Origin of the sequence: Nonomuraea sp. NPDC050733, from assembly GCF_040654215.1 — a bacterium.
Classification (GTDB): domain Bacteria; phylum Actinomycetota; class Actinomycetes; order Streptosporangiales; family Streptosporangiaceae; genus Nonomuraea.
This window is the reverse complement of sequence record NZ_JBFAHO010000009.1, coordinates 31,596-44,035: the sequence shown is the minus strand read 5'-3', so window position 1 is coordinate 44,035 and position 12,440 is coordinate 31,596. Positions and strand designations below refer to the sequence as shown.

The 12,440-nt window shown below is 74.4% G+C and carries 13 protein-coding genes; 7 read left to right on the top strand and 6 right to left on the bottom strand.

Annotation, left to right across the window (positions count from 1 at the left end):
• Nucleotides 1-38: 38 nt before the first annotated feature.
• Both AB0H64_RS17690 and AB0H64_RS17685 read right to left on the bottom strand, forming a co-directional pair.
• Entirely contained in the window at nt 39-698 is a 660-nt protein-coding gene (locus AB0H64_RS17690) for a response regulator transcription factor (RefSeq protein ID WP_357625220.1), read from the bottom strand.
• Nucleotides 695-1,978: a sensor histidine kinase gene (locus AB0H64_RS17685; RefSeq protein WP_357625218.1), complete on the bottom strand. Its 1,284-nt coding sequence runs from the start codon at nt 1,976-1,978 to the stop codon at nt 695-697. Before AB0H64_RS17685 ends, AB0H64_RS17690 begins: the two co-directional genes overlap by 4 nt.
• 324 nt (nt 1,979-2,302) lie before the next feature.
• On the opposite strand from AB0H64_RS17685, the gene AB0H64_RS17680 reads away from it, so the two are divergent.
• Complete coding sequence (locus AB0H64_RS17680) at nt 2,303-3,748, top strand: FAD-binding oxidoreductase (protein WP_357625216.1); 1,446 nt, start codon at nt 2,303-2,305, stop codon at nt 3,746-3,748.
• A gap of 110 nt (nt 3,749-3,858) precedes the next feature.
• Here AB0H64_RS17680 and AB0H64_RS17675 read toward each other — a convergent pair whose 3' ends face one another.
• Together AB0H64_RS17675 and AB0H64_RS17670 are read right to left on the bottom strand one after the other, a co-directional pair.
• On the bottom strand, nt 3,859-4,053 hold the full coding sequence (locus tag AB0H64_RS17675; RefSeq protein WP_357625214.1) for a DUF4236 domain-containing protein: 195 nt from the start codon (nt 4,051-4,053) through the stop codon (nt 3,859-3,861).
• 62 nt (nt 4,054-4,115) lie between these two features.
• The gene (locus tag AB0H64_RS17670; RefSeq protein WP_357625212.1) at nt 4,116-4,319 is read right to left on the bottom strand and encodes a DUF4236 domain-containing protein; all 204 of its coding nucleotides are present in this window, start codon (nt 4,317-4,319) and stop codon (nt 4,116-4,118) included.
• A 171-nt stretch (nt 4,320-4,490) separates the two neighbouring features.
• Here AB0H64_RS17670 and AB0H64_RS17665 point away from each other — a divergent pair, with 171 nt between their 5' ends.
• The 3 genes from AB0H64_RS17665 (at nt 4,491) to AB0H64_RS17655 (ending at nt 6,264) form a co-directional block, all read left to right on the top strand.
• A complete protein-coding gene (locus AB0H64_RS17665) occupies nt 4,491-4,835 on the top strand; it encodes a hypothetical protein (RefSeq protein WP_357625210.1) in 345 nt (114 codons plus the stop codon).
• On the top strand, nt 4,832-5,314 hold the full coding sequence (locus AB0H64_RS17660; RefSeq protein WP_357625207.1) for a hypothetical protein: 483 nt from the start codon (nt 4,832-4,834) through the stop codon (nt 5,312-5,314). Before AB0H64_RS17665 ends, AB0H64_RS17660 begins: the two co-directional genes overlap by 4 nt.
• A gap of 86 nt (nt 5,315-5,400) precedes the next feature.
• On the top strand, nt 5,401-6,264 hold the full coding sequence (locus AB0H64_RS17655) for an SMP-30/gluconolactonase/LRE family protein (protein WP_357625204.1): 864 nt from the start codon (nt 5,401-5,403) through the stop codon (nt 6,262-6,264).
• Between the two features lie 28 nt (nt 6,265-6,292).
• On the opposite strand, the gene AB0H64_RS17650 is transcribed toward AB0H64_RS17655, so the two are convergent.
• Nucleotides 6,293-8,062, bottom strand: coding sequence for a right-handed parallel beta-helix repeat-containing protein (locus AB0H64_RS17650; RefSeq protein ID WP_357625202.1), 1,770 nt, complete (start codon nt 8,060-8,062; stop codon nt 6,293-6,295).
• Nucleotides 8,063-8,117: 55 nt separating this feature from the next.
• On the opposite strand from AB0H64_RS17650, the gene AB0H64_RS17645 reads away from it, so the two are divergent.
• Nucleotides 8,118-9,038, top strand: a complete 921-nt coding sequence (locus tag AB0H64_RS17645) for a TetR/AcrR family transcriptional regulator (RefSeq protein WP_357625199.1) — start codon at nt 8,118-8,120, stop codon at nt 9,036-9,038.
• A gap of 73 nt (nt 9,039-9,111) precedes the next feature.
• Here the strand turns inward: AB0H64_RS17645 and AB0H64_RS17640 are convergent, their stop codons facing one another.
• Entirely contained in the window at nt 9,112-10,227 is a 1,116-nt protein-coding gene (locus tag AB0H64_RS17640) for a S1 family peptidase (protein ID WP_357625197.1), read from the bottom strand.
• Between the two features lie 316 nt (nt 10,228-10,543).
• On the opposite strand from AB0H64_RS17640, the gene AB0H64_RS17635 reads away from it, so the two are divergent.
• Together AB0H64_RS17635 and AB0H64_RS17630 are read left to right on the top strand one after the other, a co-directional pair.
• Complete coding sequence (locus AB0H64_RS17635) at nt 10,544-11,743, top strand: DUF418 domain-containing protein (protein ID WP_357625195.1); 1,200 nt, start codon at nt 10,544-10,546, stop codon at nt 11,741-11,743.
• A gap of 39 nt (nt 11,744-11,782) precedes the next feature.
• Nucleotides 11,783-12,385: a TetR/AcrR family transcriptional regulator gene (locus AB0H64_RS17630; RefSeq protein WP_357625192.1), complete on the top strand. Its 603-nt coding sequence runs from the start codon at nt 11,783-11,785 to the stop codon at nt 12,383-12,385.
• Nucleotides 12,386-12,440: the final 55 nt, after the last annotated feature.

Here is a 12,440-nt window from a genome sequence, read left to right as displayed (position 1 = left end):
TCGGCGGGGCACCGGTCGGCGACGGGCAGGGCCGTTCGTCACCGGGGGCGGGGGGTCACCAGGCCGGTCTCGTAGGCCAGGACGACGAGCTGGGCGCGGTCGCGGGCGTGGAGCTTGGTCATGGCGCGGCTGACGTGTGTCTTGGCCGTGGTCGGGCTGATCACCATGTGGGCCGCGATCTCGTCGTTGGACAGGCCGCGAGCCACCAGGGCCGTCACCTCGCGTTCCCGGTTCGTCAGCACCTCCAGGCCGGTGGGCGCGGGCTCGGGGCGGTGGGCGACGTACTCCGAGATCAGGCGTCTGGTGATCGAGGGCGACAGGAGCGCGTCCCCCCGCGCGGCGATCCGTACGCCCTGGAGCAGGTCGGCGGGCTCCGTGTCCTTCACCAGGAAGCCGCCCGCGCCGGCGCGCAGGGCGTCGAAGACGTACTGGTCCAGGCCGTAGTTGGTGAGGATCACCACGTGCACGTCGCCCAGCCGGTCGTCGGCGGCGATCCGCCGGGTCGCCTCGATGCCGTCCATCACCGGCATCTGCACGTCCACGAGCGCCACGTCGGGCCGGTGCTCCAGCGCCAGGGCCACCGCCTGCTCACCGTTCGCCGCCTCGGCCACCACCTCGATGTCGTCCTCGGCGTTGAGCAGGGCGCTGAAGCCGGCCCGGATGAGCGCCTGGTCGTCGGCGAGCAGCACCCGGATCATGACGCGTCTCCGATGGGAGTGCCGGCCGCGACTTCCTCGCCGGAGGGCTGTTCGTCCGGGGTGGGAGCTTCTGAGGGCGAAGCGCGTGGCGGCTCGTCGGACCGCGTGGGGCGGGCGACGGCGGCGTCTGGTGTGCGCGGTGCGCGGGGGCCGGAGAGGGGGCCTGGAGGGAGGGGGAGGTGGGCCTGGACGGTGAAACCGCCGCCCGGGCGGGGCTCGGCGCGGAGGTGGCCGCCGAGGGCGGTGACCCGCTCGCGCATGCCGCGTAGCCCCACTCCCGGCACCGGGGCCTCGTCGGGAGAGCCTCGCCCGTCGTCGTCCACCTGGACGAGCAGCGCGTCGCCGGCGTAGCGGAGACACACAGAGGCCGACGCCGGGCCCGCGTGGCGCGCGATGTTGGTCAGCGCCTCCTGGACGATGCGGTACGCCGCCCGGTCGGCCTCGGCCGGCAGGGGGCGCCGGTCACCCTCGATCGTCACGGTCGTGGGCAGGCCGGCGGCGCGGGCGCGGCCCACCAGGTCGTCGAGCCGGTCGAGACCCGTGGCCGGGGGATCGTCGGCGGAGTCGCGCAGCACCTCCAACGTCGCGCGCAGCTCGCGCATCGCCTCGCGGCTCGCCTCCTGGATCGCCAGCAGGGCCTCGGGCACCTCCTCGCCGCGCTTGCGCGCCAGGTGGACGGCCACTCCCGCCTGCACCTTGATGATGGAGATGCTGTGGGTGAGAGAGTCGTGCAGCTCCCTGGCGATGCGCAGCCGCTCCTCGCCGGCCCGCCGCAGCGCCGCCTCCTCACGGGTGCGCTCCGCCTCGGCGGCCCTGCGCTCGGCCTCATCGAGATACGCCCGCCAGCCCCGGCTCGCGCTGGCCGCCACCGCCGCCGCCAGGAACCAGCCGACCAGCAGGATCGTGCGCTCCACCAGGGGCTGGGCCGGCTGCCCCGCCGCCTCGGCGAGGCCGACCGCGAGCCCGCAGCCCAGGAACGCGACCGCGCTCGCCGCGGCGGCCAGCCGGTGACCGCCCCTGACCGCGCCGAACACCGTCACCAGCACCGGGAACGCCGCCGCCGGCCCGGGATGGGAGCTCACGACGTAGACCAGCATGAAGACCGTGGCCATGGTGAGCGCGACCAGCGGCGCCGTCCGCCAGGCGACCAGCCCCAGCGAACCGGCCAGGACGGCCACATGGGCGAGGGGAGCCGTGCCGGGGGCCGCCAGCGCGCCCGCCTCCAGCAGGACGGCCACCACCAGCGCGAGCGCCAGGTCGGGCATGCGCGCGAACTTCATGCCAGAACAGTAGGGGGTCGGGCCGGAGATCTCGTCGTCTCCAGGTCTGATCTGGGATGTACTCCCAGGGTTGTATGGGGCCGGCTCGTACGTCGGACCAGGTAGCCGGAGGTGTCTTCGCCCGCAGGACGACCATGGAGGGGGTGGAGGGCGAAGATCGGCGCTATGTCCTCGTCTTCGCGAAATGTCATCGATGCTGGCGTGTCCACGGGTGCGGCGGCCGGCTCCGGCGCGCCCACCGTGCCGACGGAAGGAGTGTCCGGTCCCGGCGTGCCCACCCCGCCCATGGAAGGAATGGGTGCGTCTCGTGCGGGTGCGGCTGGGGTGGGTGATGGCCGGGCCGGGTTCGGTGATGCTGTTCGGCGGCTGCGCGCCTCGTTCGGCGATCGGCTGCATCTGCCGGGCGAGCCCGGGTACGACGCCCACCGGCCCGCCTGGAATCTCACGATCGACCCTCGGCCCGCCATCGTCGCCGAGGCCGCGCACCCGGACGACGTGCGGGCCGCGGTCCTGGTGGCCCGTGAGCACGGCCTGCCCCTGACCGTCCAGGCCACCGGCCACGGCACCCACGTCCCCGCCGACGGTGGCCTGTTGCTCAGGACCGGGCGGTTGGGCGGCGTGCGGGTCGATCCCGGCCGCCGGACCGCGCGGGCCGGCGCGGGGGCCCGCTGGTCCGACGTGATCGCCGCCGCGGCGCCGTACGGCCTCGCGCCCCTGTCGGGCACCCCGGGCATCGGCGTGACCGGTTACACGCTGGGCGGCGGAACGGGCTGGCTGTCCCGCCGGTACGGCTACGCGGCCGACGCCCTGACCCGGGCCGAGCTCGTGACCGCCGCGGGGGAGCCGGTCACGGCCGGCGGGGAAGAGCACCCCGAGCTGTTCTGGGCGTTGCGCGGCGGCGGCGGCAACTTCGGAGTCGTGACGGAGCTGGAGTTCCGCCTGTTCCCGGTGGCCGAGGTCTACGCGGGGATGACGCTGCACCCCGTCGAGCGGGCCGCGGCCACGCTGGCCCGTTACCGCGAGTGGGCCCCGGCCGAGCCCGACGAGCTGAACACCTCCGTCATCCTCATGCGCATGCCGGGCGGCCAAGGTGACGAGCCGGGCGGCCCGGCGCGGTGGATGCTGGCCGTGCGAGGCTTCTACGCGGGCGACGCCGAGCGGGGGCGGCAGGCGCTGGCCCCGCTGCTGGAAGCCGCCGGGCCCGTGCTCGGGGGCGGGTTCGGGGCGATGACGTTCGGGGAGGCGGCGACGGCGTTCGGCGGTCCGGAGCCGGCGCCCATGGCGGTCCGGCAGCACCTGGAGCTGCTGCCCGAGCTCCCGGACGGCGCCGTCCGCGCGGTGACGCGAGCCGCCGGCGAGGCAACGTCCGATGGATCGGCGGCCGAGCCGGCGCTGACAGCCGTCGAGGTACGGCACTGGGGCGGCGCCATGGCCAGGCCGGAGCCGGACGCGGGGCCGGTGGGGCATCGCGACGTGCCGTTCTCGGTGATCGCGACCGCGGTCCTGGGCGCCCGGCCGGGCACAGCCGCGGCCCCGGACGCGATCCCGGCCGGGAGCCTCCCGGCGGACGCCGCCGGTGAGGCGGTGTGTGACCTGGCCGGCGCCCTGCGCCCGTACGCCACCGGTGGCTCCTTCCTGAACTTCCTCACCGATCCCGCACGGACCCGCGACGCCTACACCCCCGCCGACCACGCCCGCCTGCGCCGGGTCAAGAGGGACTGGGACCCGGACAACCTGCTCGGCCGCGTCCACAACATCCCCCCGGCCTGAACCCGCACGATCGAAGCACGGCACATGCCCACACACTTCCGCTACCGGGGCGCCGCCGGTGTCCGGCGGCGCCCCGGCCCTGCGCGATGTCCGTCCGGGGCGAGCGCGCCTCAGTCTCTCGTGCGGCTGCTCAGCGTCTTGCGCCAGTGGAACCCGCCCGGCAGGTTGACCGACAGCGTCTTACGCCCGTCGGCGGTCTTGGTGACCCTGAACAGCCGGTTGCCCCAGCTGTGCCCGACGCCGCCACGGGACAGGTTCAGCCGCAGCGGCCCGACGTTGATCGACTTCCGGTAGCTCCAGCCCATCGCTTTCCTCCATCGGTTCGGAACGGCGATCAGCTACCCCGGAAAAGCGAGATATATCGGGTTTAGTAATGGCCGCCGTAGCGGCGACCGCCGAACGACTTGCCCAGATGGAAGCCGCCCGGCAGTCGTACCGACACGTGCCGCCGGCCGTCGGGCGTGCTCGTCACGTGGAAGCGCCGCCCGCCGAAGCTGTGGCTCACGCCGTGCCGCGACAGGTTGACCCGGAACGGCCCCACCTTGATCAACTTGCTGAAGTGCCAGCCCATGTTCCTCCTCCGGCGTCGCTCGGTGTACCGGGACAACGAGCGACGATCCGGGACGGTTCCGGCGCGCATTCTCAGCAGATCTTCATGAACCCGCGAGAAACCTTTGAGACAAACCGGAGAACGTGGGGTTCAACGCACGAACCCCGCACCGGATGGGCTCACATGACAGCCATGAAGATCAAGCTCGGGCTGGCGGCGCTCGCCGCGGCTCTCTCGTTGACGGCCTGCTCGTCGGCCGGCCCGACCGGAGAGCCCGCGTCGCCGGCCATCGGCGCCGCCACCGCCGCCACCGCCGCAGGGGCCAGGGTCTCGGCGAACACCGCCGACGAGTCGCAGATCGCCGCTGCCCTCACGGCCGCCGGTGTCGGCAACGCCGAGCGGTGGGCCAGGGAGGTGGTCGAGTACCGCCCGTACGCGGCCGACGACGCCGACCTGACCTCGCTGCGGCGGAACCTCGCCAAGTACAACCCCGGCGAGGACACCGTGAACAAGATCGTGTCGGCGTTGACGCCATGACCCTCACCCTGCGCCAGGGCCTGCTCGGAGTGGCCGCGATCAGCGTCATGGGCGCCGCCTTCGAGCTGGCGGCCGAGCGCCACTGGCAGACGACGCAGCAGCTCGTCCCCTGGGCCGCCCTGGCGGTGCTCGTGGTCGCGCTCGTCGTGTGCGCCCTCGGCCGCTCGCCGCGCGGGGCGGCCGTCGTCCGTGTGATCGCTGTGGCCGTCCTGCTGGCCTCGATGTTCGGCGTGTACGCGCACGTGTCCGCGAACTTCGCCGCGGGCCCGCTCGACCAGCGGTACGCGGACACGTGGGACACGCTCGGCCCGCTCACCCAGTGGTGGTACGCCCTGTCGAAGACCGTGGGGCCGACGCCGCCGCTCGCGCCGGGCATGCTCGCCCAGAGCGCGCTCCTCCTCGTGCTGGCCACGTTCACCCCGCGGTCGCGGGCGGGCGTTCCGGAGGAAACGCGGACACGGGCGCCCGGCCTGAGGTGATCCGGGGCGCGTACGTGGCAGTGTGCCGGTGGGCGGCCCCGTCGGCGGCCCGCCGGAAGGCACAGCCGCTCTGAGAGGAGCACGCGATGACGATCACCGCCGAGCCGGTGACGGAGCCCGTCGCCGAGCACGCCGAGGGACCCGTGTGGTGCGCCCGCTGGGGCGGCCTGCGCTGGGTGGACATGCTGGCCGGCGACGTGCTCCAGCTCGACGCGGACGGGACCGTGCGCCGCCGCCACGCCCGAAACGTGGCGGCGGCCCTCCGGCCGCGCGCCGCCGGCGGCTACGTGGTGGCGGCCGAGCGGGAGCTCATGCTGGCCGACGCCGACGACCTGGACGCGCCGCTGCGCTCGCTGGGGGAGGCGTGGAGCGATCCGGGCATCCGCATGAACGACGGCGGCTGCGACCCCGACGGCCGTTTCTACATCGGCACCATGGCCTACGACGAGACGCCGGGAGCCGGTGACCTGTACGTGGCCGAGCCGGACGGGACGCTGCGCGTGGTGGTGCCGGGGGTGACGATCTCCAACGGGTTCGACTTCAGCCCGGACGGGTCGCTCGCCTACTACGCCGACACCCCGACCGGGCGGGTGGACGTGTTCGACTACGAGCCGGGACGGGGCCTGTGGGAGCGGCGGCCGTTCGTGTCCGTGGACCCCGAGCGGGGCGCCCCCGACGGGCTGACCGTGGACGCCGAGGGCGGGGTGTGGGTGGCGCTGTGGGGCGGCGGCGCCGTCCACCGCTACGGTCCCGACGGGACGCTGGAGGCGGTCGTGGCGCTGCCGGTGAGTCAGGTGACGGCGGTGACGTTCGGCGGGGAGGGGCTGGACCGGCTGTTCGTCACCAGCTCCGCCCGGGGCGTGGACCGGACGGAGCAGCCCGCGGCCGGGTCGGTGTTCACGGCCGACCCGGGCGTCCTCGGCCGTCCGGTCCTGCAGACCACCTTGTGACCTCAGGGCCGACCCTGCCGCCCGCCGTTCAGGAGGCCGGGGCCGTCTCGGCCGGGGAGGCCGGCCGCATGCCGGGGCGGGGGCGCAGGAGACCGGCGCGGGAGCGGATCGCCGCCGTGGCGGCCAGCAGCTCCGCCTCGTCGGCGAGCGTGGTGTTGCCCTCGTACGTCACCCCCGGCGGCGGCGCGTCGGCGCCGAGCGGGTCGGCGTCCCAGAAGTTGCCCCGGTACACGACGTGCTCCAGCGGCGGCGACACGTACAGGATGGCCGTGGTGTCGGCCCGCTCCACCACGTTGTCCTCGAGAGTGACCCACGCCGCCCCGTAGTCGGCGTACAGCCCGAAGTTGTACGGCGTGCGCGTGTCCGAGATGACGTTGCCCCGGACCACCGCGCCGCTCTCGGCCGAGTCGCCCTGGGGGCCCGACAGGTAGACGCCGCCCCCGTCGGCCAGCACGCTCATCGTGCCGGTGGTGAGGTTGCCCACGATCCGGGTGCCGCGGCCGGGCCCGGCGACGATGCCGCAGTGCGGGACCTCGGCGACGTGGTTGCGGGCGACCGCGCACCCCGTGGTGCCCAGCAGGGCGATGCCGGGGGAGCCGGGGAAGTCGAGGCCGACGTGGTGGATCCAGTTGTCCTCGACCAGCGCGTCCCGGGTCCGCGTCACCGTGACGGCCCCGGCGGCCAGCGTGTCGAAGTCGCAGCCGCGCACCGTGACGTCCGCCCCGTCGTACAGGCCGAGGCCGGTGGCGCCGAGCCGGGTGAAGCGGCAGTCCTCGACCGTCACCCGTGAGGCGCCGTCGAGCACCACGCACGCCGGGATCGTGGCGGACGCGCGGGGCACCGTCACCGAGCCGACCTCCTCGCCCAGCGACACCGTGTCGATCGGCCCGCCCTCGTAGAAGCCGCTGCCGTGGTAGTGCAGGAACCCCTCCGGCCCGCCGGGGCGCGACCAGGTGGCGTCGGCGAACGTCAGCCCGCGCAGCGACACGTCCCGCGCTCCGGTGATCCGCAGCAGCGTCTCCAGCGCGGGGACGACCACGTCCTCGGGCCGCTCGCCCGGCCGGGGCAGGTAGCGGACGACGTGCTCGCCGGGCCGTGAGCGATCCAGCGCGAACGTGCCGGGGAGCGTGAGGAACGCCGCGTCGTTCTCGATCCGGGTGGGCAGGCCGGGGCCGCGCGAGGTCTGGCCCTGCCAGGTGGAGTTGTACAGCTCAAGGGCGCGGCCGAAGGCGGGCTGCGCCATGGTGACGATAGTCGTGCCGTCCTCGGCGGTGACTTCGGCGACCCCGCAGCGGGCCTCGGTCCACGGGTAGACGCCCCGGTGGACGAACTCCACGTCTCCCGGGCTGCTCCAGCGCAGCGGCTCGGGGCTGTCGGTGGTGTAGCCGGTGCCGGTCATGGCGGCCGCGCCGGGCAGGCCGTCGATCGAGGCGCGCTCGGCCCGGCGGCCCGCGGCGTAGAGCTGGCGCGGCTCCAGGTCGCCGACGCCGGCCGCCCACACGCCGCCGGGCTCCTCCCGTACGGTCACGCGGCGCCCGCCGCTCAGGACCACCTCCTCCTGGTCCGGGGTGCCGTACCCGTGGGCCTGGTAGACGACCCGGTGACCGTCGCGCCCGGAGTCGGCCTCGGTGAGCTCCAGCGGCTCGGCCAGCGTGTACGTGCCGGCGCGGAGCTGGACGAGCACGTCACCCGTGGCCGCGCGGGCCGCTCGGCGGGCGCGGTCCGGCGTGGCGAACGGCCGCTCGCGCGTGCCCGGGCCGGAGTCGTCCCCGCCGGGGGCCACGAAGATCTCAGTCATGAACGGGTCCTCCCACAGTGATGTTTATGGCGTACACAAGGTGTATACCATAAACATGATGGCGCGAGGCAAGTCGGAAGATCCCCGGCGGGGCGTGGAGCTCCTGTGGCGGGACGCGGACGACGGCCGGGACCGGGGCGGCAGGCAGGGTCTCGACCTGGACCGGATCGTGCGCGCGGCCGTCGAGCTGGCCGACGCCGAGGGGCTGGCCGGGCTGTCCATGCGCAAGGTGGCCGACCGGCTCGGGTTCACCACCATGTCGCTCTACCGGCACGTGCCCGGCCGCGACCAGCTCGTCGACCTCATGCGCGACGCCGTCCTCGCCGAGCTCGCCGAGCTGCCTGCCGAACCCGAACCCGACGACGGGGACGGGGACGGGGACGGGTGGCGGGAGCGGCTGGAGGCGTGCGCGCGCCAGGGCTGGGAGGTCCGCAGGCGCCACCCCTGGCTGGCAGAGGCGCGCGGCGTGCGCCACGTGCCCGGCCCCAACGCCGTCGCCCACTTCGAGCACATGCTGAGCGCCGTCGCCGGGACCGGCCTCACCCCCTCGCAGGTGCTCGCCGTGGTCGGGCTCGTCGGCCGGTTCGTCGACGCCGAGGCCCTCGTGCTCGTGGAGGCCGCCGAGGCCGAGCGCAGCAGCGGCGTCAGCGAGGAGGAGTGGTGGGGGGCGCGCCAGTCGCTGTTCGAGCGGTTCGGCCGCTATCCGACGCTCACCCGGCTGTGGGAGGAGGGCGGCTACGACCACCCCGAGGATTCCTTCTCGTTCGGCCTGGCGCGGCTGCTCGACGGCATCGAGGTGCTCGTCCGGCAGCGATCCGAGGAGCAAGAGCGTTACGAAACCCGTGACGAATCTCCGGTGTGCCAGGTGTGCGGAGCGCCGGTCGAACGGCCCGCCTCGGGGCGTCCCCGCGCGTACTGCTCCCCGGCCTGCCGCCAGCGCGCCTACCGCGAACGCCGGTCCGCCGGCCGCGGGTGACCGACGGGAAAGCGTGCCCGGGTGAAGATCACCCGGGCACGCCGTGTCATCCGTGAGAACGCCCCGCCGGGGGCTAGCCGACCGTGAGCGTCAGCCCGTACGCCGCCAGGGCCTCGTTGACCGGCTGGTGGTAGGTCGTGCCGCCGACCGAGCAGTTGCCGGACCCGCCGGAGGTCGTGCCCTGCGCCTGGCTGCCCGAGATGAACGAGCCGCCCGAGTCGCCCGGCTCCGCGCACGCGCTGGTGCGGGTGAGGCCGGTCACCGTGCCCTGCGCGTACCGCACGGTGGCGTTGTGCTGCTGGATGGTGCCGCAGCGCCAGCCGGTGGTGGAGCCGGAGCGGCAGATGGACGCGCCGACCGACGCCTGCGTGGAGCCGCGCACCGTCACGTTCGCGCCGCCCGAGCCGCGCACGTACGGCGTCGCGGTGTTGCCGGGGGCGGCGACCCAGGCGTAGTCGTTGCCCGGGAACGAGGAGCCCTGGAAGGTGCCCGTCGGGTTCGTGGTCCTGCTCCCGGTCCGGCCGCAGTGCCCGGCGGTGACGAAGCCGGGGGTGCTGCCGCGGGTCACCGAGAAGCCGACGCTGCACCGGCTGGAGCCGATGTAGTACGGGGCGCCGCCGACGATGTTGATGAACGGCTGCGGGGTCTCGTTGCTGACCTGCACCTTGACGACGCCGGGCTCGGCGCCCGCCTTGGCGGCCAGCCGCTCGCCGGTCCGCTGGTCGGCGGCGACGACGACGACGGAGTTGGTCACCACGTCGACGTACCAGAGGTTGGCCTTGGTGCCGGTCGCGGCCCGGTCGAGCTGGTCCTTGACGGTGGTGAGCTGCGCCAGCGAGCGCGGCACCAGGACGGGCTGCGCGCCCTGCGCCTCGATCGAGGCCCGGGCCGCCGGGTCGGTGGTGGCCACCATGAGCACGGAGGCGTCCGCGTTGAGCCAGGACCCGCCGTACGTGGGGCCGAGCGAGGAGCTGAGCCGGGCCTCGGTGGCCGCGGCGCGCTGCTCGTTGGCCAGGCGCGTGACCGCCTGCTGCTCGGAGAGGCCGAGGTCCCGCTGGAGGGCGTCGACCACCTCGCGTGGAGCCTCGTCGCCGGGAGGAGTGGGGGCGGCGACCGCGGGGGTGAGGGGGGTGGCCAGGCAGGCGGCGACGATGGTGACGCCGACCAGGCCCATGCGCTTACTCCACATGTGCACTCCTTTGTGGGGGGTGCTGTCAAAGTATCGACTGGGGTGGATCCGGCTAGTCGTCAAAGGCCACCTATCACGGTGATATGGAGGCGGGACCAGCGCGTCGTCACGGACGGCATCTCCTCCGTGGCCGCCCGTGCGGACCCACATGCCGATCACCGTACGGCACCCCGGTCCCGATCCCAACGATCCCGGCCGCCCGGCGCGCCCCTTCCTGCTCGTGCCGGCTCGGGAGCCGGTGCGCGCGTCTTTGGTGGGGGATCCGGCCGACCAAGGTTCGATGCGGGGGCTGTCGGGCCCGGCCTAGCGTCGCGGCATGACGCAGCTCCCCACTCCCGCCGGCCCCGCCGGCCGGGTCCACGAGGTGGACGCGGTGCGCGGGTTCGCGCTGGCGGGCATCCTGGTGGCCAACATCGGCTTCCTCGCCGACCCCGGCTACGCCATGTCCGGCGCCATGCCGATCACGGACGGGCCGGTCGCGTCCGTGATCGCCGCCCTCGTCCTCACCAAGTTCTACGTGATCTTCTCGTTCCTGTTCGGCTACTCCTTCACGCTCCAGATGCGGGCCGCCGAGCGCGCGGGGGCGAGCGTGCGGGCGCGCACCCTGCGCCGTTGCCTGGGACTGTTCCTCATCGGCGTCGCGCACGGGTTCCTGCTGTGGGTCGGCGACATCCTCACGCTGTACGCGCTGCTCGGCGTGGCCCTGCTGGCCCTGCGCCGGCTGCGGCCGAGGACGGCCGTCATCACCGGGGCGGCGATCATCGGCGCGCTCACCCTGCTGGGGCTGGCGGTGGCGGGGGTGGCCGCGCTCCACCCGGCCACCGTCCCGCCGGAGACGCCCGACCCCGCCGAGGCAGCCCGGGTGCTCGACCTGGCGACCGGCGGGCCGCTGGACTTCCTGCGGCTGCAGCTCGCCCTGTACCCGCCCGTCGCGGGCATGGTCTGGCTGTTCCAGGGGCCGACGGCGCTGGCCATGTTCCTGTTCGGGCTGGCGGCGGGCCGGACACGGCTGCTGGAGGGGCTCGGCTCGCGCACGCGCCTGCTGCGCCGCGTGCAGATCGTCGGCTTCGGCGCCGGTCTGCCCGGCGGCGTCCTGTACGCCTGGAGCCTGTCCCGCGGGGGCGTCGCCGAGCCGGCGGGGATGGCCGTGAACACCCTCACCTCGCTGCTCCTGGCCGCCGCCTACGTCGCCACCCTGCTGCGGGTCGTGCGCCGCTTCCCCGCCGTGGCCCGCGCGCTGACGCCCGCCGGCCGGATGGCCGCCTCCAACTACCTAGGCCAGTCGCTGCTCATCGCCCTCGTCTTCACCGGGTACGGCCTGGCGCTCGGCGGGCGGCTGGCGCCCGTCGCGGTCATGGGGGTGGCCGTCGCCGTCTACGCCGTGCTGCTGGCGCTGAGCGCCCTGTGGCTGCGCCGCCACCGCTACGGGCCCGTCGAGTACGGCCTGCGCCGCCTGACGCACTGGTCGTCCCACTCCTTGACCGAGCGCTCGGTTGGGGGATATATCAAGTCGTAGACATATGTAGGGAACCCGATATTCAGCCGGGAGGCGGTCGTGGCCCGTACGCAGGACCAGCGGCGGGCCGAGACGCGCGCCCGGCTGATCGACGCGGCGGCCGACCTGTTCGCCCGCAAGGGCTTCCATGCCGTCTCCGCCGAGGCCGTGGCCGAGGCGGCCGGCCGCACCACCGGCGCCCTCTACAACCACTTCGGTGGCAAGGAGGGTCTGCTGCTGGCCCTGCTGGAGGTGTGGAAGGACCAGACGGCCGCCGAGCTGCTGTCCGGTTTCGAGGACGTCACCGAGCTCGACGAGCGGCTGGCGGCCCTGTTCGAGGTGCTCACCCGCGACGACGGTGATCGCGGTGCGTCATGGCTCCTGCTGGAGATGGAGCTGTGGCTGCACGGCGCGCGCGATCCCGAGATCGGCGAGCCCCTCGCCCGCAGGTACGCCGGCATCCGCGCCCGGCTGGCCGAAGGGCTGGCCGACTGGGCCGACACTGCGGGGGTGCCCCTGCGGCGCTCGCCCGAGCACACGGCCACAGCCGTGCTCGGGGTGCTGATCGGCTGCGCGGTGCAGCACCGGCTCGACCCGCCGGCGGTCGAGACTCGGGCCGTCGTCGATAGCCTGCGCGACCTGCTCGGCCTGCCCGACGGCTGACGCCACCCCACCCCGTCCGCCCGCACCCGTACGACCCGGCACACCAGAACGGACC

Bases quoted from the DNA above. Each gene is read 5' to 3' on its own strand.
- AB0H64_RS17670 (WP_357625212.1), bottom strand. From the start codon at position 4,319: ATGGGCTGGCACTTCAGCAAGTTGATCAAGGTGGGGCCGTTCCGGGTC.
- AB0H64_RS17660 (WP_357625207.1), top strand. From the start codon at position 4,832: ATGACCCTCACCCTGCGCCAGGGCCTGCTCGGAGTGGCCGCGATCAGC.
- AB0H64_RS17675 (WP_357625214.1), bottom strand. From the start codon at position 4,053: ATGGGCTGGAGCTACCGGAAGTCGATCAACGTCGGGCCGCTGCGGCTG.
- AB0H64_RS17685 (WP_357625218.1), bottom strand. From the start codon at position 1,978: ATGAAGTTCGCGCGCATGCCCGACCTGGCGCTCGCGCTGGTGGTGGCC.
- AB0H64_RS17640 (WP_357625197.1), bottom strand. From the start codon at position 10,227: ATGTGGAGTAAGCGCATGGGCCTGGTCGGCGTCACCATCGTCGCCGCC.
- AB0H64_RS17665 (WP_357625210.1), top strand. From the start codon at position 4,491: ATGAAGATCAAGCTCGGGCTGGCGGCGCTCGCCGCGGCTCTCTCGTTG.
- AB0H64_RS17655 (WP_357625204.1), top strand. From the start codon at position 5,401: ATGACGATCACCGCCGAGCCGGTGACGGAGCCCGTCGCCGAGCACGCC.
- AB0H64_RS17645 (WP_357625199.1), top strand. From the start codon at position 8,118: ATGATGGCGCGAGGCAAGTCGGAAGATCCCCGGCGGGGCGTGGAGCTC.
- AB0H64_RS17650 (WP_357625202.1), bottom strand. From the start codon at position 8,062: ATGACTGAGATCTTCGTGGCCCCCGGCGGGGACGACTCCGGCCCGGGC.
- AB0H64_RS17635 (WP_357625195.1), top strand. From the start codon at position 10,544: ATGACGCAGCTCCCCACTCCCGCCGGCCCCGCCGGCCGGGTCCACGAG.
- AB0H64_RS17690 (WP_357625220.1), bottom strand. From the start codon at position 698: ATGATCCGGGTGCTGCTCGCCGACGACCAGGCGCTCATCCGGGCCGGC.